This is a genomic window from Aquamicrobium segne, assembly GCF_042656785.1.
Classification (GTDB): Bacteria; Pseudomonadota; Alphaproteobacteria; order Rhizobiales; family Rhizobiaceae; genus Mesorhizobium; species Mesorhizobium segne.
In genome coordinates, this window is sequence record NZ_JBHSLL010000010.1 from 35,991 (window position 1) to 58,006 (window position 22,016).

At 55.2% G+C, this 22,016-nt stretch carries 18 protein-coding genes and 1 tRNA gene; 14 read left to right on the forward strand and 5 right to left on the reverse strand.

The features are described 5' to 3' along the window. Positions 1-27: 27 nt before the first annotated feature. The 9 genes from ACFPLB_RS02160 to pgl all read left to right on the forward strand — a co-directional run bounded on the left by ACFPLB_RS02160 (position 28) and on the right by pgl (position 10,296). Complete coding sequence (locus tag ACFPLB_RS02160; RefSeq protein ID WP_378227614.1) at positions 28-1,164, forward strand: acyl-CoA dehydrogenase family protein; 1,137 nt, start codon at positions 28-30, stop codon at positions 1,162-1,164. A gap of 188 nt (positions 1,165-1,352) precedes the next feature. Next, positions 1,353-2,552: an ABC transporter substrate-binding protein gene (locus ACFPLB_RS02165; RefSeq protein ID WP_378227615.1), complete on the forward strand. Its 1,200-nt coding sequence runs from the start codon at positions 1,353-1,355 to the stop codon at positions 2,550-2,552. Positions 2,553-2,620: 68 nt separating this feature from the next. After that, on the forward strand, positions 2,621-3,508 hold the full coding sequence (locus ACFPLB_RS02170) for a branched-chain amino acid ABC transporter permease (protein WP_378227616.1): 888 nt from the start codon (positions 2,621-2,623) through the stop codon (positions 3,506-3,508). Between the two features lie 41 nt (positions 3,509-3,549). Further along, positions 3,550-4,566 carry a branched-chain amino acid ABC transporter permease gene (locus tag ACFPLB_RS02175; protein ID WP_378227617.1) on the forward strand — a complete coding sequence of 339 codons (1,017 nt, stop codon included), beginning with the start codon at positions 3,550-3,552 and terminating at the stop codon, positions 4,564-4,566. Continuing rightward, positions 4,563-5,333 (forward strand): ABC transporter ATP-binding protein, encoded by a 771-nt coding sequence (locus ACFPLB_RS02180; RefSeq protein WP_378227618.1) that lies wholly within the window; start codon positions 4,563-4,565, stop codon positions 5,331-5,333. The genes ACFPLB_RS02175 and ACFPLB_RS02180 overlap by 4 nt, the downstream gene beginning before the upstream one ends. After that, on the forward strand, positions 5,326-6,060 hold the full coding sequence (locus ACFPLB_RS02185; RefSeq protein WP_378227619.1) for an ABC transporter ATP-binding protein: 735 nt from the start codon (positions 5,326-5,328) through the stop codon (positions 6,058-6,060). Before ACFPLB_RS02180 ends, ACFPLB_RS02185 begins: the two co-directional genes overlap by 8 nt. 153 nt (positions 6,061-6,213) lie before the next feature. Continuing rightward, on the forward strand, positions 6,214-7,848 hold the full coding sequence (locus tag ACFPLB_RS02190) for a benzoate-CoA ligase family protein (protein WP_378227620.1): 1,635 nt from the start codon (positions 6,214-6,216) through the stop codon (positions 7,846-7,848). A gap of 274 nt (positions 7,849-8,122) precedes the next feature. Beyond that, positions 8,123-9,592, forward strand: coding sequence for a glucose-6-phosphate dehydrogenase (gene zwf, locus ACFPLB_RS02195; protein WP_378227621.1), 1,470 nt, complete (start codon positions 8,123-8,125; stop codon positions 9,590-9,592). Positions 9,593-9,594: 2 nt separating this feature from the next. Then, positions 9,595-10,296: a 6-phosphogluconolactonase gene (gene pgl, locus ACFPLB_RS02200; RefSeq protein WP_378227713.1), complete on the forward strand. Its 702-nt coding sequence runs from the start codon at positions 9,595-9,597 to the stop codon at positions 10,294-10,296. Between the two features lie 109 nt (positions 10,297-10,405). On the opposite strand, the gene folD is transcribed toward pgl, so the two are convergent. Together folD and ACFPLB_RS02210 are read right to left on the reverse strand one after the other, a co-directional pair. After that, the gene (gene folD, locus ACFPLB_RS02205) at positions 10,406-11,305 is read right to left on the reverse strand and encodes a bifunctional methylenetetrahydrofolate dehydrogenase/methenyltetrahydrofolate cyclohydrolase FolD (protein WP_378227622.1); all 900 of its coding nucleotides are present in this window, start codon (positions 11,303-11,305) and stop codon (positions 10,406-10,408) included. 114 nt (positions 11,306-11,419) lie between these two features. Next, the gene (locus ACFPLB_RS02210; protein WP_378227624.1) at positions 11,420-12,268 is read right to left on the reverse strand and encodes a hypothetical protein; all 849 of its coding nucleotides are present in this window, start codon (positions 12,266-12,268) and stop codon (positions 11,420-11,422) included. 217 nt (positions 12,269-12,485) lie between these two features. Here ACFPLB_RS02210 and ACFPLB_RS02215 point away from each other — a divergent pair. Further along, positions 12,486-12,570 (forward strand) — tRNA-Leu (locus ACFPLB_RS02215). 222 nt (positions 12,571-12,792) lie between these two features. Here ACFPLB_RS02215 and ACFPLB_RS02220 read toward each other — a convergent pair. Together ACFPLB_RS02220 and ACFPLB_RS02225 are read right to left on the reverse strand one after the other, a co-directional pair. After that, a complete protein-coding gene (locus ACFPLB_RS02220) occupies positions 12,793-13,941 on the reverse strand; it encodes an amidohydrolase (RefSeq protein ID WP_378227625.1) in 1,149 nt (382 codons plus the stop codon). A gap of 168 nt (positions 13,942-14,109) precedes the next feature. Then, positions 14,110-15,567, reverse strand: a complete 1,458-nt coding sequence (locus tag ACFPLB_RS02225) for an aldehyde dehydrogenase family protein (RefSeq protein ID WP_378227626.1) — start codon at positions 15,565-15,567, stop codon at positions 14,110-14,112. A gap of 155 nt (positions 15,568-15,722) precedes the next feature. On the opposite strand from ACFPLB_RS02225, the gene ACFPLB_RS02230 reads away from it, so the two are divergent. The 4 genes from ACFPLB_RS02230 to ACFPLB_RS02245 all read left to right on the forward strand — a co-directional run bounded on the left by ACFPLB_RS02230 (position 15,723) and on the right by ACFPLB_RS02245 (position 19,368). Next, positions 15,723-16,511 carry an SDR family oxidoreductase gene (locus ACFPLB_RS02230; RefSeq protein ID WP_378227627.1) on the forward strand — a complete coding sequence of 263 codons (789 nt, stop codon included), beginning with the start codon at positions 15,723-15,725 and terminating at the stop codon, positions 16,509-16,511. Next, on the forward strand, positions 16,501-18,156 hold the full coding sequence (locus tag ACFPLB_RS02235; RefSeq protein WP_378227628.1) for a thiamine pyrophosphate-binding protein: 1,656 nt from the start codon (positions 16,501-16,503) through the stop codon (positions 18,154-18,156). Before ACFPLB_RS02230 ends, ACFPLB_RS02235 begins: the two co-directional genes overlap by 11 nt. 125 nt (positions 18,157-18,281) lie before the next feature. Then, positions 18,282-18,614: a cupin domain-containing protein gene (locus ACFPLB_RS02240; RefSeq protein WP_378227629.1), complete on the forward strand. Its 333-nt coding sequence runs from the start codon at positions 18,282-18,284 to the stop codon at positions 18,612-18,614. 79 nt (positions 18,615-18,693) lie between these two features. After that, on the forward strand, positions 18,694-19,368 hold the full coding sequence (locus tag ACFPLB_RS02245) for a GntR family transcriptional regulator (protein ID WP_378227630.1): 675 nt from the start codon (positions 18,694-18,696) through the stop codon (positions 19,366-19,368). Positions 19,369-19,672: 304 nt separating this feature from the next. Here ACFPLB_RS02245 and ACFPLB_RS02250 read toward each other — a convergent pair whose 3' ends face one another. Further along, positions 19,673-22,015, reverse strand: coding sequence for a xanthine dehydrogenase family protein molybdopterin-binding subunit (locus tag ACFPLB_RS02250; RefSeq protein WP_378227631.1), 2,343 nt, complete (start codon positions 22,013-22,015; stop codon positions 19,673-19,675). Between the last annotated feature and the right edge of the window lies 1 nt (position 22,016).

A 22,016-nucleotide genomic window follows, 5' to 3' on the forward strand; every position in this document is an offset into this window, starting at 1 on the left:
AATTCAAGCCATGGGGGGTGGTGACTGATGTGTGCGTGCCTGACAGATGATCTTTTGATTCAAGATGTCGCCAGACGTTTTGCCGAGGCTGAGGTTGCGCCGGGTGCAGCAAAGCGTGACCGCACCGGCGAAGCGCCGCGAGATCTTCTTCGCCAGCTTGGCGAACTGGGCATGCTGTCGATCGCTGTGCCGCAAGAAGCAGGTGGCGCAGGCGCCAGCTATCGGGCATTATGCATGGCGATTGAAGAAATCTCCCGTGCGGATGCTTCGCTTGGTGTGGTGATGTCTACCCATCATTCGCTTGCCTGCCTGCCGCTGGCCGAGCATGGCACTGCCGAGCAAAAGCAGCGCTATCTGCCAGCATTGCTGAAAGGTGAGATGATCGGTGCGGTTTCGATCACGGAAAGCCATGCAGGCTCGAACGCTGCCGATATCCGCTTGCAAGCCAGGGCCCGCAACGGCGCCTATGTGCTGTCGGGCGAAAAGCAACTGATCACGGCCGGGGCTTTTGCGGATCTGTTCATACTGCTTGCCAGTACCGATCCCGATGCGGGTCCCAAAGGGCTTACATGTTTTCTTCTGCCACGGACCGCCAGGGGGGTGCACATTGGCCGGGTCGAGGACAAGCTTGGCCTGACCTCGTCAGGCACCGCGCAACTCGTTCTCGACGAGGTGGAACTGACCGATCATGACATACTGGGCGGCAAGGGAAACGGCTATCGCATCCTGCTGGCCCTCTTGTCGAAGAGCAGGCTCGGTATCGCCTCCCAGGCAAACGGCATAGCCCGGGCTGCGCTTGATGCGGCCCTGGCCTATGCCAAAGAGCGCATCTCGTTCGGTCAGCCGATCATTCGCCACCAGGCGGTTGGTTTCCGTCTGGCCGATATGGCCACTGAAATCGAAGCTTCGCGGCATCTTACGCTTCATGCCGCCTCGCTCATTGATGCGGGACTGTCATTTCATCGTGAAAGCTCGATGGCCAAGCTTTATGCCGGTGAAATGGTCGAGCGTGTCTGCTCGAAGGGTTTGCAGACCCTGGGGGGCAACGGCTATCTGCGCGACTATCCGCTGGAACGTTATTTCCGCGATGCGCGTGTTTGCCAGATCTATGAGGGAACAAGTGATATTCAGCGCATGATCATCGCGCGTTCGCTGGAGGAATGAGGGGGGTGATTGCGGTTTCTGCAAATGCTGATTGGCATATTTGTCAGAACCAAGGGGCAGTATTCCGGAAATGTCTTGACAAGGAAATGCAACTAAGAACAGATGTGTTTTCTTAAATAAGTAAAAGCGCACCAATTTACGCTGTTTAGGCTTTTGCCATTACGGGAACCAGTTTTAGGGAGTGAAACATGAAATTTCGTAGATATGCCGGTCTGCTCGCCATGCTTGGCATGCTGGGCTATAGCGCCAATGGCAGTCTCGCCCAGGAGAAGGTCGTAAAGATTGGACTTCTGACCGATTTCAGCGGCGTTTTTGCTCAATTGGCCAAGGACATCGAGGATGCCTGGATGCTTGCCTATGACGAGCGCGGGGGTATGATCGCGGGTCATAAGATCGAGATTATTCGCGAAGATGCCGAAAACTCTCCGCAAGTTGCCGTCCAGAAAGCCAACAAGCTCATCAAGTCCGATGGCGTCGCGGTTTTTGGCGGTTTGATCTCTTCAGGTGGTGGAATTGCACTTGCCGGTCTTGCGGATCAGGAAAAGGTGCCCTTCGTTGCCGGTTTTGCCGTTGCTGACGAGCTGACCGGGAAATATTGCAGCCCCTATGTGGCCCGCACCTCCTTTGCCGCGAATGCGCTCCAGTCTGCTGCTGGTGCCTATTGGGCCAGTGAGGGTGCGAAGACGGCTGTCTTTATGGGGCCTGATTATGCCGCCGGTCATGCGATGCGCGATGGCTTCCGTCGTGGATTTGAAGGCGGTGGCGGCGAGGTCGTGCTTGAAATTATGACGCCGCTTGGTTCGACCCGTGATTGGGGGCCGTCATTGCTGCGCGCCCAGCAGAGCAATGCCGAGATGATCTATTCTTTCTATGCCGGTTCCGAAGCTGTCCAGGTTGTCAAGCAGCACTCTGATTTTGCAATGAAGCAAAGCATGCCGCTGCGCGGCGATATGTGGCTTTATGACGAAGCGCTCTGGAGCGCGATGGGTGGCGCCCAGCTCGATGCGGTCCAGATCACGGTCTATACGAATGCGCTGGAGACGGAAGCATCGGAGCGCTTCAAGGAGGCCTTCAAGAAGAAGTACGACCGCCTGCCGGTCGCCTCCAACGCAATGGGCTATACGAACGCCAATGCGATCTTTGACGCGCTTGCTGTCGCCATTGAGGAAAATAATGGTGAACTGCCTGAAGACGGCGCGAAGATCATCACGGCCCTGAGCAATCTTGAGCTGGATGATCCGCGCGGCCCGGTGCGTTTCAATGCGTCCAATAATGCGGTGCAGGACGAGCTTTACATGATCCGGATCGTCGAGGGGCCCGAAGGGCTCCATCACGAACTGATCGCGCACACCCCTTACGGGGAAGACCTGCCCGGCTGCGATATGTAGCAGGGCAGCTCGTGAGCCAGATTTCTTTCATCCTCAATTGGCAGCGAATGGTCGGATAATTTCGTGTGATGTCTTTCTTTCTGTTCAATCTGCTGAATGGTCTTCAGCTTTCCATGCTGCTCTTCCTGATGGCGATCGGCTTGACCGTCATCTTCGGGTTGATGGATATCCTGAATCTGGCTCACGGGGCTTTCTATATGGTGGGCGCATATTTCGGATATGTGCTCTACCAGCTTACCGGGAGTTTCTGGTTCGCCCTGGCTTTCGGGCCGCTTCTGCCGATGTTGCTGGGCTTTATCCTGCAGCTATTCGTGCTTCAACCCCTGATTGACCGGGGGCGAAGTGCTCATCTGGACATGGCGCTGCTCACATTCGGTATCCTGTTCTTCATAATCGGGCTGATTGATCTCATCTTCTTTGAAACATTCGGTCTTACCTTCATCAGCATCGAAAAGCCCGACTTGCTGCGCGGCGCCATTTATGTCGGCACCTTCTATCCGGCCTACCGGCTGCTTATCATTGCGCTCGGTCTGATTGTCGGTCTTCTGGTCTGGGTTCTTCTCGACCGCACTGTTATCGGCGCCGTGGTGCGGGCCGGGGTGGATGATCGTGAAATGGTCCGCGCCATGGGCATTGATATCTACAAGGTGTTTGCTCTGGTCTTTGCGCTTGGCTGTGGTCTTGCCGGATTGGCGGGGGTTGTTGCTGGAGCCGAGCTGTCGATTGACGTCAATATGGGCGTGCAGATCCTGATCCCGACGCTTGTGGTTGTCATTTTAGGGGGGCTGGGCTCGGTCAAGGGCTGCTTTATTGGCGCCCTGATTGTGGGAATGGCTGACACCATGACCCAGGCCTATCTGCCGGCACTGTCGATGTTCACGACATATATCTTCCTGGCTGTGATGCTGATGGTTCGTCCGCAAGGCTTCTTTGGCCGCGCTCCCAAAGTTCTATAGCGCGAGGTAAATGCGTTTTCATGCAAAACCGAAACAGCCCCATGGCTGAAGTTCAACAAGCTGATCCGCAGACAAGCGCGGTTGCGATGGCTGCCGATCGGGCTGAATCCAGAACCTTCTGGATTGTTGCCGTGCCTGGTCTTGCGGTCCTGACCATCGCGCCTTTACTGAGCGGCGCCTATTTTGTGGCGCTGCTGACCGAGATTCTGATTTTTGCGATCCTGACATCCGGCCTCAACCTTCTTGTCGGCTATACCGGGCTGGTTTCGCTTGGTCATGCCGCTTTTCTGGGCGTCGGAGCTTATGTCACCGCCATCATCAGCCTGCTGTGGGGCTATCCTGTCTGGCTGGCCATGATTGCGGCGGTTGCAGCAGGTCTGGTGATTTCCTGCCTTATCGGTGTTTTGAGTGTGCGCACCCGCGGTGTGCAGTTTCTGCTCATCACCCTTGCCTTCGGTCAGCTCTTTCACGCCGTCGCCGAAAAATCGCGCTATACAGGCGGCGATGATGGCATGACCCGGATTCCGCGCATCAATCTTGAATTTATCGGATTGGACAGTAGCGATGCGCAGGTCTTCTATTTCTTCGTGCTTGCCTGCTTCGTTGTCGCGCTGTTTTTCCTGCGCATTGTCGTGCGCAGCCCGTTTGGGCGTGTATTGATCGGCATTCGCGAGAATGAAAAACGTGTTCAGGCTGTCGGCTACCGGATCAGTCCCTACAAGAGCCTTGCATTTGCTTTTTCGGGAATGCTTGCCGGACTGTCGGGCAGCCTTTGGGTGCAGCATACCTATTTCATCAATCCGCATCTCATGACGTGGCAGATGTCGGGTGAAGCACTGCTGATGGTCATCATCGGCGGCTCACAGGCATTTTTCGGGCCCTTGCTGGGATCAGCGTTTTACGTCCTTCTCAAGAGCTATTTGTCAACGATTACCGATGCTTACCTCGTCATTTTCGGGCTGATGTTCGTGTTCGTGGTTGCTTTCTTTAACGGTGGCATTGCCGGTTTCACGTCCAGTATGGCGGCACGGGTCCTGGCGTTCTGGAGGCGGCGTTGACACAACAACTTCAGATAAACAACGTTACGAAACGTTTTGGCGGGCTTCGCATTATTGAAGGCTTTGACCTGGAGTTACAGGCCGGAGCAAGACATGCAATCATCGGCCCCAATGGCGCAGGCAAGACCACACTCTTCAATATGATTTCGGGCTGGCTTGTTCCGACATCGGGCAACATTTCCATCGATGGCAAAAACATCGCTGGCATGAGCCCGGAAAAGGTGACGGAAGCTGGTCTGGCCAGATCATTCCAGAAGAACACGCTTTTTGAGGGCCTGAGCGTGCTGGAAAGTCTGCGGCTGTCCATCCAGGCGCGCAGCCGCGCCCGCTTTAATTTTCTTGCCGCTGCCAGCAGCTTCAAGGACATCATCGAGCAGGCCTGTATTGCTGCCGAGAAGATGAACCTTCAGGACGTTCTGGACCGGCAAGTCAAAACGCTTTCCTATGGCCAGAAGCGCCAGCTTGAAGTTGCCATGGCCCTGGCTTGTTCACCAAAAATCCTGCTGCTGGACGAACCGGCGGCCGGAACGTCTCCGGCCGAGCGCACCTTGTTGATGCAGTTGTTGAACGAGTTGCCTAAGGAGATGACGTTGCTTCTTGTCGAGCATGACATGGATGTGGTGTTTGGCGTCTGCAGCCAGATTACCGTTCTCAATTATGGACGGGCCGTTGTTACCGGCACACCAGAAGAAATTCGCCAGAATGAAGATGTAAGGGCTGCATATCTGGGAAAAAGCCTGGATCAGGATGGAGGCCGCCATGAGTGAGCCGGACAAGGGCACAAATGGGTCGATCCTCGCAGTCTCTGACATTCATACCTATTATGGCGATAGCCATATTCTGCAAGGCGTTTCTCTTGAGGTCAGGCGGGGCGAATGCACAGCGCTGCTCGGTCGCAATGGGGCAGGCAAGACCACCACGCTGCGCTCGATTGTTGGTCTTACCCCTGCAAGATCAGGACGGATCGTTTTTGCAAATCAGGATATTTCCGGATGGACAACTCATAGGATCGTCAGGCTGGGGCTTGGTTATGTTCCGGAGAATCGGGGGATTTTCAGCAATTTGACCGTACGCGAGCATCTGATGGTGGCAGTATGGGCAAGTGGTGTCTCCAGTCAGCGCCTGGATCAGGTGCTGGCCATTTTCCCGCGTATTTCGGAACGGATGGACAATCTTGGACAGCAGCTTTCGGGCGGTGAACAGCAGATGCTGTCGATCGCGCGCGCTTTGCTGGGTGAGCCTGATCTTCTGGTTCTGGATGAACCGTCGGAGGGGCTTGCGCCCATCATTGTCAACGAGGTGAGTGACACGCTGGCCCGGATCAAGGAAACCGGAACCTCGATCCTGCTGGTCGAACAGAATGCCGAAATGGCGCTGTCGCTTGCAGATTCTGTCACCATCCTGTCGCAAGGTCGCGTGCAATTTTCCGGCACGCCGAAGGAGCTGGAGGAGGCGCCACGGATCAGCGAGGCCTATCTCGGCGTTTCCGTCTAGAGCATTTGTGCGGCGTCAGATGTTTATATTCGACGTCGCAAAATGCAGTTAAACAAAGACTTAGAGAATTTCGGCCGCTTCCGGCGAGACAAGAAATACTCTGGCTGGGCGGAGCGATTGAAAGGAAATATATTCAGGTGAGGAAATTACGGTATGAATTCGCTTATTTATAGCGAGGCGTGGCGGGAATGGTCAGATCCGGAAATTCCGGACTATATCAGCCCGACGCAACTGATGCTCGACAGGCATATCGACAATGGTCTGCAAGACAAGACTGCAATAATCGTCGATGGCGTGCGGGTGAGCTATGGTGAACTGCTGGCGGAAACCTGTCGCGTCGCCAACAGCTTGATTGGTCTTGGACTTCCCCGTGAAAGCCGGGTTCTCGTCTCTGCCAATGACAGCCTGCAAACCATCGCCATCTGGCTTGGCGCGATACGGGCAGGGCTCATTCCTGTCAGTATTTCTGACCTCTACAAGCCCGATATGTTTCTCTATTTTATCGAGGATACGGGAGCCAGGGCGGTCTATATCGATCCGGCACAGTTGCCCAAGCTTCGCGCCTTGCAGGAAAGGCTGCCGGTAACGCTGGAGAAGGTCATCGTCAATGGCGCCACCGATGATGCCGGACCTATCGGCGCTGTCGAGGTTTTGAGCTATCCGGATCTGGTGGCGGGGCATTTTCCGCAAATGCGCTCTGTAGAACTCCACGCCAATGACATGGCGTATATGTTTTATTCAGGAGGAACGACCGGAACCCCGAAAGGTATTGTTCATCTGGCGCATGACTTCATACTGGTTCCCGAGCGCCATGGTTTCTGGTGGTACTATAATCAGGACGATGTGGTCTTTGCGACCTCAAAGAAATACTTCACCCATGGTCTGTGGCCGGGCGTCCTGATTCCGCTTTATTTTGGTGCAACCATTATATTGTCGAGCGGGCCAGCCACGCCGGCAGTGGTGACAGAGCTGATCGAAACTTTCCGCCCGACCAAGCTCATCACCGTGCCTACCATCATCAAGCTGCTGCTTGCCTATTTTGATGAAATCGGCCTGTCTCCTGATTTTTCCTCATTGCAGGCAGTCTATACGGCTTCCGAAAAAATGCCTCCGGAGATCTTTGAGAAGTGGCATGCGCGTTTTGGTCATGAATTGATGGACAGTATCGGCTCGTCCGAGGTTACTTATGAGTGGATTGCAAACCGTCCATCGGACTTTCGCCGCGGTTCGCTTGGCCGACCTTTGGTGGGCGTGGAAATCCGGCTTGTAGACGATAATGGCAAGGATATAACCCAGCCTGATACACCCGGTGAATGTCTGGTCAAATCCCGTACGGCCTGCCTTTTCTACTGGCGCAAATTCGACCAGACCAAGGCGATTTTTCAGGGCGAATGGGTTCATACCGGAGACCAGCTTCAGTTCGACAGCGATGGCTATTTCTGGTTTGCCGGACGCTCCAATGATGTTTTTAAGGTCAAAGGCATGTGGGTTTCGCCTATCGAGATCGAGGCGGCCATTACCAGTGACCATCGCGTTCAGGAAGCAGCGGCGATATGCGTCGAGGATGGTGAGGGTTTTTCTCGCGTCAAGGCGTTTGTTGTCCTGCGAAAGGACGTCGGCGGCGATGAGAAACTCGTTGCCGAGTTGAAGGCGCGTGTTCGTGCGGATGCTGGCGGTTACAAGGTTCCGGACACGATTGAGTTCGTGGCCGAATTGCCCCGGACCCCGTTGCAGAAGATCGACCGCAAGACGCTTCGTGAAATGGAGGCTGGTGCCAGACGCCAGTAAGCGACTGGATCATTTTTATCTTGTCGGAAACAGATAGAATGCTCTAAGCTGTTGTTATAACTGCATTTGTATGACACCAGATGATTCCATCTGTATTTACAAAATGCTCCAGCTTTCTGTTTCATGTATGATCTTATCACTGTCAGTGCTGTATCAAGGCTGGTACTATAATCTTGTGACACAGGCATGTTAAATCGATTAGATGGCGGTAACAGCGCCATTTGCGAGAGAAAACAAGCTGCAACAGCGCACAGAAGGCCACCACGGACACGCTATGACCAGTCAGATCATTCCTGTTGACCCTTTTGATTTCATCATTTTTGGCGGCACCGGCGATCTGTCGGAACGCAAGCTGTTGCCTTCGCTTTACCACCGGCAGCGTGATCATCAGTTTTGTGAACCGACACGCATTATCGGCACGTCGCGGACACAAATGAGCAAAGACGAGTTTCGTGCCTTTGCCCGCAAGGCAATCGAAGAGCATGTTGACGCCGACTATATCGACCCGGCCGAAATCGACAGGTTTCTTGCCCGTCTCTTTTATGTCCCTGCCGATGCCGTCAGTGGCGAGGGTTTTGAAGACCTAAAGGCGATGATCGCTGACAGCACCAGCATCCGCGCTTTTTATCTGGCGGTCGCGCCTGCCTTGTTTGACGACATATCACGCAATTTGAAAGCGCATGATCTGATTACGCCAACAGCCCGCATCGTGCTGGAAAAGCCGCTTGGGCGAGATCTGGCTTCAGCCCGCGAACTGAATGATCTGGTGGGCCGGAATTTTCATGAAAGCCAGATTTTTCGCATCGATCATTATCTGGGCAAGGAAACGGTGCAGAACCTGATGGCGCTGCGCTTTGCCAATGCGCTTTATGAGCCGTTGTGGAATTCCGCTCATATTGATCATGTGCAGATTACCGTTGCTGAAACGGTGGGGCTGGAAGATCGCCTGACCTATTATGACAAGGCCGGTGCGCTGCGCGATATGGTGCAAAATCACCTGCTCCAGCTTTTATGCCTTGTTGCCATGGAAGCTCCCGCCTCCATGGATGCCGATGAGGTGCGCGACGAAAAGCTTAAAGTGTTGCGTGCGCTCAAGCGGATCCATGACAATGAAGCGCCTCGCCGCACGGTGCGCGGGCAATATCGTGCTGGCGCCTCCGCCGATGGTCCGGTCAAGGGCTATGTCGAGGAACTGGGCAAGGAAAGCGGCACCGAAACCTTTGTTGCCATCCGCGCTGAAATTGAAAACTGGCGCTGGGCAAATGTGCCCTTTTATCTGCGCACCGGCAAACGGATGGCCACACGGGTTTCAGAAATCGTCATTGAGTTCAAACCCATTCCGCACTCGATTTTCGGTGAAAATGCCGGGCCGATTTTTGCCAACCAGCTTGTCATTCGCCTGCAACCTGATGAGGGGGTCAAGCAGTTCATCATGATTAAGGACCCCGGTCCGGGAGGAATGCGGCTGCGCCAGATTCCGCTTGATATGACTTTTGCTGAATCTTTTCGCGAGCGGGCGCCCGATGCCTATGAGCGTCTCATCATGGATGTGGTGCGCGGCAACCAGACCCTGTTCATGCGCCGTGATGAGGTTGAGGCTGCCTGGAGCTGGATTGATCCCATTCAGGACGCCTGGGAAAATGCCCGGCAGGAAGCACAAGGCTATACATCCGGCACCTGGGGACCATCGGCGTCCATCGCTCTGATTGAGCGTGACGGGCGCACCTGGCATGAAAGTACGTGATGATGTCGGTAAAAACCTGTGAATGGCTTGAATTTTCAACACGCAAAGCACTGGCCACCGCTTTGGCGGACACTGTTGCACAAAGACTGACAGCCGCTATTGAATCGCGGGGTGGGGCCCTGCTTGCTGTTTCAGGTGGCACAACACCGGCGCTGTTTTTTGAAACGCTTTCAACCCGCGCCATTGCATGGAGTAAAGTGACGGTGATGCTGGTGGATGAGCGTTTTGTGCCGTCCTCCTCCCCTCGCTCCAATGCGGCTTTGGTCAGCGAAAAACTTTTGCGCAACAAAGCAGCCGTCGCCCGCTTTCTGCCACTCTATCATCCGGCGCAAAATGTTGCGGCAGCAGCAAGCCGGGCTGAGGCAGAGCTTTTGGGCCTTGACTGGCCGCTTGATGTTGTCGTGCTTGGCATGGGCACAGATGGCCACACAGCTTCCTTTTTTCCTGATGCCAGCACGCTTGACCTGTTGCTTGATCCGGCCAGCTCGCAGGTCGTTTTGCCGGTTGATGCAGTCAGCGCAGGTGAACCACGCCTGACGCTTTCAATGCCGCGCCTGATCAGTGCCGGTTTTCTGGCGCTGCATATTGAGGGGCAGGAAAAGCGCGCTGTTTTTGAAGCGGCTATGGAAGGAAATGCGGTCACGCCGATCCGGGCGGTGATTGAGGCATCACCGCAACCGGTAAAGGTGTTTTGGGCAGCTTGACTGCCAATTAGAGCGCCGTGCGTCCTATCGGACGCACAAAGGACGCTCTAACTCTTTGAATGAGCATCGGAATTATCCAAAAACCGATTCCACTTTTTGGTCCGATGCTCTAAAAACGGGGGCGGGCAAGTCCGGCCGCCAGATAGGCGGAGACAATTGTGTTGGCCATCAGCATGGCGATGGTCATGGGGCCAACACCACCCGGAACCGGGGTGATTGCACCTGCCACGCTTGCCGCTTCCTGATAGGCGACATCCCCAACCAGTCGTGTTTTGCCCTCGCCCTTTTCGGGGGCGGCAATGCGGTTGATGCCGACATCAATGACCGTTGCGCCCGGTTTTACCCAGTCACCTTTCACCATTTCCGGCCGTCCCACCGCTGCCACCAATATATCGGCTGTGCGCGCCAGAGCTGGCAGGTCTTTTGTGCGGGAATGGGCAATGGTGACGGTGCAATTGGCTTCAAGCAGCAGACTGGCCATGGGTTTGCCGACAATATTGGAGCGGCCGATCACCACGGCATTCAGCCCGGAAAGATCTTGCCCGCGCACCCGCTCGATCAGCAACATGGAACCAGCCGGTGTGCAGGGCACGAAAGCTGTTTGCATTTCGCCGGTGCCCAGCTTGCCGACATTGGCGAATGTGAAACCATCGACATCTTTTTCCGGTGCGATCGCCTGAATGACCTTGCCGCTGTCAATATGACCGGGAAGCGGAAGCTGCACCAATATGCCATGGATGGAAGAATCGGCATTCAGTTCGCCAATCAGTTCCAGCAGTTTTTCCTCGCTCGTCTCGGCGGAAAGCGTGTGCTGCACGGAATGGAAGCCGCATTCTTTTGCGGTACGCGACTTGCTGGCGACATAAACCTGACTTGCCGGGTCTTCACCGACGATCACGACAGCAAGACCGGGGGCAGCATGGCCTTTTGCCGCCAGATCCGCGACCAGCGCCTTTACATTCTCAATCACTTCGGCTGCTGTTTTCTTGCCGTCGATTATTTTGCTCATACTGTTCTCCCATTGGACTGTCAGACATATATGACGCGGATTTGCCCATTATAGTCTCCTCGATGCGCCACCCTGTGATTTAATCGGGTAAGACGGATCTGGAAAAGAAGCAAATCAGCGCGGGGTGCGTGAGCGGGCGAGGTCTTGTGTGGCTGCTCGAAACTGGCGCAGGCTGGCGCGAATTTCATCCGTTGTGGGGGGATGGCCAAGCGCCACAGGGTTGGGCTGTTCGACCTGCTCATGCAGGTCATGCGCAATTGCTGTATCAGCGCCTGTGGTTGATTGTGGGTTTACCACAATTTTTGACTGAAACAACGCAGCGACAAGACCCGCGCCAAGCCCTGAAAGCAAACCCGCAAACGGCAGGAATGCAGCAATTGCGCCATAGGGTTTCCACAACAACAAAGCGGCTGCGATGCCTGTCAATGCACCCAGCAATGTGAGACGCATGATCAGCGGCCGTGAGGTTGCTATGCCCGGCCTGACCAGCGCCGCTGCTTCCGGCGTGTTTTTTTCAGTTGGCAATTCGTTGAGCGGTTCAGTCATAGATTCATTTGCAGAATCCACAAAAGCCAGTGGCGCTTCAAACTGCTCTTCTTTTGCTTCCTCTGCAAGCGTGATGGAAGGTGTCAGTGGCAGTTTTGGCGACTGCAAAGTCGTATCAGCAGCATCTGACGGCACACTGTCAAAGGTTTCCGACTTGTCTTGATATTCAGACAGTTCCTTTTCACGTGCTTCAGCTCGCAAAATGGCTTCATGTTTTTGCCAGATGTCTTTTGAAGACGATGGCGTGGTTTTCTCAAGTGGTGGGGCGGTGATTTCTGCCGCAGATGATCCGGGAGCAGTTTTTTGCCTGGCGGGCAAATTTCCGGGTGCGTCTTCGTCGTCACCGCGCATAGCGCGCGCAAGCGCTGCAAGAGCACGTTCGCGTCTCCAGTCTTCGGGGCTTTGTTGATCGCTCATATATGCTGCCAGTTAACGCCTGATCGTAATCCTGTGGCCTGAGTTAATCCAGATTAACCAAGTATGGGTTGGAAGGATAGGCCGCCTTCCAAATTCTAAAAATCCTGTCTCTTGAGTTTAAAGCGTGTCGTGATCTGTCAGATTTGCTCCTTGCGCTTGAGTGTATCGAAAAAGCTCGTTGACAGGACCGTTTTGCCCGCTTACATGAGCGCCATCAGCCCAGGTGGCGGAATTGGTAGACGCGCACGGTTCAGGTCCGTGTGCCGCAAGGTGTGGAGGTTCGAGTCCTCTCCTGGGCACCATTCTTTTTTGATCCCCGCCAGATCAAATATTTCAGCTTTTTAAAATGATTGCGCTTGCCTTACTGTCGCCAAAGCCGCGGCATTGGTTTTGAAGCTTTTTGCAGACAGGTGGTTAAATGCTTGCCTGTCTCTCGAGACTTGAGAATCAGTTATCGAGATAAAGACATGCGTAAAAACAAAAGCTTAAATCAGCCCGCGTGAATTTGAAAGAAAAGCGACCCGCTATAAAAGATTATGTACCAGACGCATGAACACTTTTGATCCGATTGCAATCAGATCATCGGGAAAATCATAATCAGGGTTGTGTAATGCCGGATGCTGCTCGCCTGCACCAAGGAAGAACATGGCCGATGCCGCAGTACCTTGGCCAAATATACCAAAATCTTCAGAGGCGCGCATTGGCAAATTGTCTTCTGTGTGCAGGATGCCTTCATCATCGAGCGCCTGTTGCAGATGCGCTACTGCTTCCGCTGCATTGACGCTGGCGAGGAAGATTTCCTGATAGTCATATAAAAGCGACAGGCCGTGTTCACCGGCAATGTCTGCGGCCAGTGCTTCTGCAGAAGCACACAGATTGGCCATGCGATCATCGCGCCGGGTGCGCAAAGTTGCCCACACTTCGGCGCGACCGGGTGCAATACCAAACACCGCTTCGCCCATCGAGACATGTGTGACGGTGAGCATGCCGAAATCATCATCGGCAAATGTCCCGGTTCCCAGCAAGGGGAGTGCCGGCAGCAGTTTGCTCACGGCCAGCATTGGCGAAATGCCGGTTTCGGGCATGGATGAATGGGCGGTCTTGCCTTCCAGTATGATGCGCATGCCGCGTGAAGCGCAGTTGACCACACCGGTTTTGAGCCGCACCTGGCCGAATGGCACACCCGGCAGATTGTGGAGCGAGAACACAAAATTGGCTGCGATCTCGCCAAAATGTGGGTCGGCGACGACATCGGCTGCACCATTGCCGGTTTCTTCCGCTGGCTGAAACATCAAAACGACCCGGCCTTGAGCGGGCCTTGAGCGGCCAAGCTGGCGGCCAAGAGCAGCAAGGATTGCCATATGCCCGTCATGGCCACACATATGCGACTTGCCGGGAATGAGCGATGAATGGGCAACCCCCGATATTTCCTGGATGGGCAGTGCGTCAAGCTCCGACCGGAACATGAGCGTTGGCCCTGCTTTGCCGCTGTCGTAGATTGCCGCCACGCCATGTCCGCCAAGCCCCGTCAGCAGTTTGTCTGGCCGGGTATCTGCAAGGAAGTCGACAACGGCTTTTGCCGTCATCTTTTCTTCATTCGATATTTCCGGATATTGGTGCAACTTGCGCCGCCATGCGGTTAATTCGATCAGGTCGCGATTGGACAAGGTCACGGCTCATCTCCGTTTGCACTGCATTTGACCCATATATAATCAGACGCTGACGGTATAGTATTTCATGTTTTCATGAAAAACGGATGAAATGTTTCAAAATAATAAAAGCGCCGTGCGTCCAGCAGGATGCACGGCGCTTTTAAAAATTAACGATCAGGAAAGCAGAAGCTATGCCAGCGGGTGATGGATGGCGATGTTCTTGATCTGCTGGTAAGCGCTGAGCGCCTCAAGCCCCTTTTCGCGGCCAAAGCCCGAAAGCTTATAACCGCCAAACGGGAATTCCACATCAAGGCCGACGCCAAAGGAATTGACCCAGACCTGCCCGACCCGCAGCTTTTCACCAACGCCGAGCGCTTTGTTGATATTGGTCGTATGAATGCCCGCAACCAGACCGAAAGGTGAGTCATTTGCACCCATGATTGCCTCTTCTGCCGTATCGAACGGGATGACGGTTAAAATCGGCCCAAAAATCTCCTCACGTGCGATTTGTGTCGTGTTGTCAGCCCCAACAACCAGTCCCGGACGCACGAAGGCGCCATTGGCCAGGGCTGGCGCTGTTGGCAATTCGGCGCCAAGAAGAAGTTCGCCTTCCTTGCGTGCGACCTCGTAATAACGCTCGACGTCTGACTTGTGCGTCTTGCTGATAAGCGGTCCCATATCGGGATCGTCAACGCCTGCCCCCAGGGTCATGGCCTTGATGCGGCTATGCAGCTTCTCCACAATATCGTCATGGATCGAGCGCTCGACAAACAGACGGGTGCCTGCATTGCACACCTGACCGCAATGGGTGAGGAAGCCACCGGCAATGATCGGCAGCGACTTGTCCAGATCGGCATCGGCAAACAGGATCTGGGGCGACTTGCCGCCAAGTTCCATATTGCAAGGAATGGCATGTGAGGCGGCAGCAACCAGAACCCGCTCGCCGGTCGGTACCGAGCCGGTAAATGTGATCTGATCAACGCCCTTGTGTCTGGCCAGCATGTCACCGGCAACAGAGCCACGGCCATTGACAAGATTGACCAGCCCGTCGGGCAGGCCCGCTTCTTGGCAGATTTTGACAAACTCATAGGCTGTGACCGGCGTATCGGCTGACGGTTTGATGATGACAGCGCAACCGGCGGCAAGGGCTGGCGCTACGCCGCGGGCAATGAGCTGAAACGGGTAGTTCCACGGAATGATATGCAGGCTGACGCCAACCGGCTCCTTGACGGTCCAGTCCGACCAGTTGGGCCCAAGCGGGATCGAAGCGCCGTGGAGCTTGTCTGCTGCGCCGCCATAAAATTCGAAAAACCGGGCCGAACAGTCAACTTCCCAATAAGAATCGCGCAGCGGCTTGCCGCTGTCCATGCTCTCCATGCGTGCGATCTCGTCGCGCTTTTGAAGCATCAATTCGCCGATGCGGTGCAAGATCCGGCCCCGCTCGAAGGGGCGCATGCGCTGCCATGGGCCATCATCAAAAGCTTTGCGTGCGGCAGCCACCGCCATCTCGACTTCGGCAGCCCCGGCACGTGCAAATTCCGCCACCACCTGACCGGTGGCAGGATTGATGGACTGGCCCACACCGTCCGAGCCTTCATACAAGACCTTGTTGCCGACGACGATGGGAATAAGGGGATGTTGACTCACGACTTTAGTCTCCGGTGGTTGAGGCATTTGATACGATGTGACATTGCTAATCATTCATTATTGTATGCAAATCAAAAAAAATTGTCTACACAAATTGACAATATGCCCGCACATTGGTAGCGAGAATAAGTCTTAGAGTGGGGAGTATTTGCCAGATGGAACTTGGCTTGACGGGTCGACGCGCACTTGTGACTGCAGCGTCACGTGGTTTGGGGCGGGCTTCTGCTCTTGCGCTTGCTGGCGAAGGCGCGCGCGTGGCTGTTGCCGGTCGCGATACGGCGGCGATGCAGGAACTCCTGAGCGAGTTGAAACAGGCTGGTGCTGCCGATGCCATTGCCGTGAAAATGGATCTGAGCGATCGCTCCACACTCAACTCGGCAGTGGACGAGGTGGTGGAAAACTTTGGCGGGCTGGATATTTTTGTCGGCAATACCGGCGGCCCGGCGGCTGGCCCTTTCCTGAGCGTTCCCCGCGAAGGCTGGGAGCAGGCGCTCAATGAAAGCCTGCTGCCGCTGGTTGATCTTTCACATGCTGTGCTGCCACACATGCAGGCCGGAAAATGGGGCCGCATCATCTTCGTCACCACGGTTGGGGTGAAGGTCGTTCAGCCCAATATGGTGCTGTCGGATTCGGTGCGTCTTGCCGTTGTGGGTCTGGCAAAGTCGCTGTCGATTGAGTTTGCGCATGAAGGGATCATGGTCAACTGCCTGTGTCCGGGGCCGTTTGCGACCGATCGCATGGAATATCTTGTTCAATCCAGCATGGAAATTGAAGGCCTCGACCGTGCCGCCGCTGAGGCGCTGTGGCTTGAGGAAGTGCCTGCTGGAAAGTTTGGTAACCCAGATGATTTTGGCGCAATGGTTGCCATGCTCGCATCCGAGCGTGCCGGTTTCATAACCGGAACGGCCATCGCCCTCGACGGAGGAAAGTCTCGTGCATACTGATAACAAGCCCCTTAAAAATGATGGCATGGATGGCGGAGCAGCCATTGTTTCCTGGCTGAAGAGTGCCGGTGTCGAGAATGTGTTTTCAGTCTCTGGCGGCCCGATCAACTCGATTTATCGCGCCTGTGCGCTTCAGGGTTTGCCGCTGATTCATGCCCGCCATGAGTCGGCCGCCTGTTTCATGGCAGAGGCGCAATCGCGTGTGACCGGCAAGGCGGGCGCTGCTGTTGTCACATTGGGACCGGGCGTCACCAATACGGTAACGCCGGGACTGGTTTCCAGCCTGGCTGGCACACCCGTCATCATTATTGGCGCACAGGCAGGAACAAGTTCGGCTGAGCGCGGCGCCGGCATGGCCTATGATGTGCTGCCGATCATGAAGAATGTAACCAAATGGGCGGCGCGCTGTACCGATCCGAACCGGTTGCAGGAATATCTCGATATGGCCTGGCGCAATATGTGGGCGGGCCGTCCGGGACCGGTGTTTCTGGAGGTGCCAACCGATATATTGTCGAAGCTGCTGGACAATGAGACCATTGCCACCTGCCCGCCGCTGCCGGGTGCGCCGGGCATAATGGCTGCCGATGCAGATCAGGCGCGCCAGTTGCTGGCGCAGTCGAGGAAGCCGCTGCTGATCCTTGGCGATGAACTGTTCTTCAATCGTTCGCAGCGTCTGGTTGAGGCGATCGAGAAGCATGATCTGGCCTTTGCCACGCTGCGTCTGGCGCGCGGCATTGTCGATGAGCATCATCCGCGCTGGATGGGACCAGCCTATGCGCCGTGCAACGCCACCTTGCGGCGCGCCATGGATGAAGCGGATTGCATTCTGCTTCTGGGTCATCATTTCGAGTTCGATCTGGAATTCGGTGATACGGTCGGCGCAGATACACGCATTGTTCAGGTGTGTTCGGATCAGGAGTTATTGCATCGCAACAAGCGCGCAGACCTTGCCATTAACGCCACCCCTTCAGCATTTGTCGAATTGCTGGCTGAACTGCCGGTTCTGAACACGGACAAGGTCTGGAGCGACGGGCTTGTTGCAGACTGGAGCAAGGAGTGGACCGCCCAGCTTGGTGAGGGCGATGCCGCCGGACTGCATCCAATCGCGGCTGTTGATGCGGTCAGCAATGCTGCCCCGGACAATACCATCTACGTGACCTCGCATGGCAATATCGACTTCTGGGCAGATGCACGTTTGCGTATTTCTGCACCGGGTCGCTATCTGCGCGCGGGCCAGTCGGGTGCGCTTGGTGCTGAGGTGCCTTATGGTGCAGGCGCCAGTTTTGCCGATCATCAAGCCCCTGTGGTTGTTTTTGTCGGTGATGGTGGCGTGGGCTTCCATGTTGCTGAACTCGATACTGCCGAGCGCTATGGCCGCGCTTTCATCGTCGTCGTGCTCGACGATGAGATGTGGGGGGCAATCGCCCTGCCACAGGAGCGCAGCTTTGGTGAAACCTATGAGATGAACCTGCCGCGCCGGGACTGGACGAAGGTTGCGGAAGGGCTGGGGGGGCGCGGCTATTTTGCCCGTGATGCCAAAGAGATCGAGACGGCGCTGAGCGATGCGATTGCCAGTGGCAAACCGGCAATCATTCAGGTGCCGGTGCGCAGCGTTATCAGCCCTTATATGGAATATATTTCCTAACGCATTTGGGCTGTGTCGGATGAAATATCTGGGGCAGCCCGATATTGTTCAAGCAATAGAAAGTGCATTGCGTCTGTTTCCATGAAAGCAAGACAGGCACTGACAGGTAAATTCAAGGATATAACATGAATATCTGGAAGAATGGCGACGCCACCGGGATCACACCACCAGCCCATTTTGGTGGTCTTAACGTGCTTGACATTGTGCCGTTTGCCGGTAGCAATTTTTCTGTGCAAGTGTCGAAGGCGCCGGTTGGCGGCGGTGGCGAGCTTCATCATCATGATGACTGGTCGCAGGTGTTTTATGTGTTAGAGGGACAGATGACCTTCGATACCGGTACGGAGCGCTTTACCCTGATAAAGGGTGAGGCGGTCTTGTTTGAGCCGGGTGATCCCCATTACACGATCAATGAGGGCAAAGAACAAAGCATGTGTCTGGTGATAACCGTCAAACAGTAATCATTGACGCAACGCTTGCAACAAGCCTGACACCGGGATGCAGACAATCTGAGAGATGGCAATAGCAGTGAGCGGAATTATGGATAGTGTAAAAGAGCCGAGGCTGTCTGCTGACAGCCTGATCAGGCTTTTGGAAAGCGACATTCTAAACAGCGTGCTCAAGCCGGGCGAGCGGCTTGACGAGCAGTCGCTGGCCCGCCGCTTCGATGTCTCGCGCACTCCGGTTCGCGAGGCGCTGCGCCATCTTGCATCGAGTGGCCTGATTGATATCCGTAAAAATCAGGGTGCGACGGTGAAGTCCCTGACGACGACCGAACTGATCCAGATGTTTCAGGTGATGGCAGAATATGAAGGGCTTTCAGCCAGGCTTTCAGCCAGGCGCATGACGACAGCCGAGATTGCTGAAATGCGGAGCTGGAATGCGGAATGTGAAATGCGGGCAGAGGCGGAGGACTATGACGGGTTCTATGCCGCCAACACCAGGTTTCACGACATGATCTTTCAGGGCGCCCGTAATGAATTCCTTCAGGAGGAAAGCCGCAAGCTGCGTAACCGGCTTAATGCTTATCGTCGCCACATCACCACTCAGCCGCGGCGGATGCAGAAATCGGTTGGTGAACACAACCGCATCACGGATGCAATTACCGCAGGCGATGAAGATACGGCCCATAGCCTGATGCGCCAGCATGTTGACCTGCTGGCTGGAACCGCTGCCGATGTCCTGCTGGCGCTGGAGAGCGAGATTCTGGAATAGATTTTTTATCTGATTACAAAATGCTCTTGCGAGATTCATAAACTAGAGCATCGGACCAAAAAGTGGAATCGGTTTTTGGATAATTCCGATGCTCATTCAAAGAGTTAGAGCGTCCTTTGTGCGTCCGACAGGACGCACGGCGCTCTAAAAAACCGGCAAAGATTTTTTATCTTTGCCGGTTTTTTTAAAGCCTGTCTCTCGAGATTTGAGAACCAGTTATCGAGATAAAGACATGCGTAAAAACAAAGGCTTAAAGCGGGTTACGTGAATCTGAAAGATCGCAACACGCTTTAGAAAAAAGAGTTTATTCTGCCTTGCGGATATGTTCAGACAGTTTCCACAGGGCATTGCTGTTGAGCGGTGTTTCGGCCACGCCAACGCCAAGCGCATTGGCTACAGCATTGGCAATGGCTGCTGCCGGACCGATTGCGCCACCTTCACCAAGCCCCTTGGCGCCAAGCGGTGTCAGTGTGGTTGGTGTTTCAATGTGGTGGACCTCGATATTCGGGATTTCCGGCGCCAGCGGCATCAGATAATCGGCAAAATTGGTGGTCAGGGGCTGGCACTCGCTATCATAGATGAAATGCTCCAGCATGGCCGAACCAATGCCCTGAACCACACCGCCGCGCACCTGACCGTCCACCACCAATGGATTGAGAATGGTGCCGCAATCCTCGACGACAACAAAGCGCCGCAATTTCATCTTGCAGGTCAGGATGTCGATTTCGACCACTGCGGCATGAACGGCATTGGCATAGGTGCCATCGCGTGGTCCATCGACGCTGGCATGGGCTTCCAGGCCCGGCGTCATTCCTTCCGGCATCTGCTCGACATTGCGCTGTGCAATGCGGGCAAGCTTGCTGATCTCGATGAAGTTGCCGGGATTGCCCTGAACCGAAGCCCGCCCGTCGGCCAGTTCGATCTGCTCAGGTTTGGCTTGCAGCAGATGAGCGGCAATCAAGCGCAATTTGTCGGCAATCTGAGTGGCGGCCACATGTACTGCTCCACCACCAAGTGCGCCGCCGCGGCTGCCCCAGGTGCCGACGGAATAAGGGGTGGTCATGGTGTCGCCATGGCGGACATAGACATTTTCCGGCCTGATGCCGAGCGCGTCGGCAGCGACCTGCGCCATGGTTGTTTCAAGGCCCTGTCCATGGTTTTGCAGGCCCAGATCAATCGTGACTTCCCCGTCTGGCGACATATCGAGCCGTGCGGCTATATAGCCGGTCTCGATGGGGGTGCGGCGGCGCGTGAAATCGGGTGTACCATGTGCTGTCTGCTCGATGAAACAGGCAATGCCGACGCCGATACGTTTGGTAGAGGAGTTGTGTGAAGCGGCTGCCTGAGCAATGTCATCGACCAGCAGCGCCTGCATCTGTTCCAGCGATTGGGCATAAGAGCCTTCATCATAGCTGAAGCCAAGAACATTCTTGTAGGGAAATGTGCGGATAATGTTTTTGAGCCGGAATTCAAAGGGGTCCATTCCCAGTTCCACGGCAATGTCATCCATCAGCCGCTCTTGCGAGAATACGGCAGAGGGCCGTGCGACACCGCGATAGGTTCCAATGGCGCATTTATTGGTCGCCACCGCCCGGAATGTCGCCTCATAGGCCTGAAAATCATAAGGGCCGGGAAGAACTTTTCCGACCATGCCAGGTTCACCCGCAGAGGTGAAAGGATAGGTGGAATAGGCGCCATTATCGACCGTAATGTCAGCCTTCAGCCCAAGCAGGCGGCCATCTGCAGAAACATAGGCCTCCAGCGTATGCTCGTGGTCACGGGCATGGATGGAAGCGATCAGATGTTCGCGTCGATCCTCAATCCATTTAATCGGGCGGCCGGTCTTCATGGCCAGCCATGCAATCAGGATCTCGTCGGCATAGACTTGACCCTTGACCCCAAAACCGCCGCCGACATCAGGCGCAACCACGCGGATCCGGGATTCGGGCAGACCGAGTTCCTCGGAAATATAGGTGCGCACCAGATGCGGCATCTGGGTTGACGACCAGACGGTCAAAACCCGGTCGGCAGGATTGTAGTTGGCGACGACGCCGCGCCCTTCCATCGGCACGCCTGCCTGACGCTGCGTTCTGTAGGTGCGCTTGATGATATGGGCGGCCGCTTGCCTGGCGGCTTCCAGATCGCCACCCTTCATCTGGCGCTCGACGATGACATTCCCGTTCCAGCCATCAAACAAGGTTGGCAGCGATGGATCGCGGGCTTGCTCCATGGTTCCGATGACGGGCAGCATGTCATAATCGACAAAAACCAGTTCGGCAGCATCCTCGGCCTTGTAGGCGTCCTCGGCCAGAACAACGGCCACGGGTTCGCCAACAAATCTTACCTTGCCTTCAGCCAGAAAGGGCTGTTCGGAATATTGCATCTCAGGAACGTCCTGATGCGCTTTCATCGACAGTCCGGCTGTGTCCTTGCCGGTGAATACCCATGTCGGATAATCAAGATCAGCCAGCGCCGAACTGTCGATTTCAAGAATATCGGCATGTGCGGTTTCAGCTCGCACAAAATTCAGATGCAGCATGTTGGGCAGGCTGATGTCAGCAATGTAACGGGCTGTACCCGAAAGCAGCCTTATGTCTTCAAAGCGCTGGATGCGTGCGCCGATAAATTTGGGTCGATCCGCCTTCATT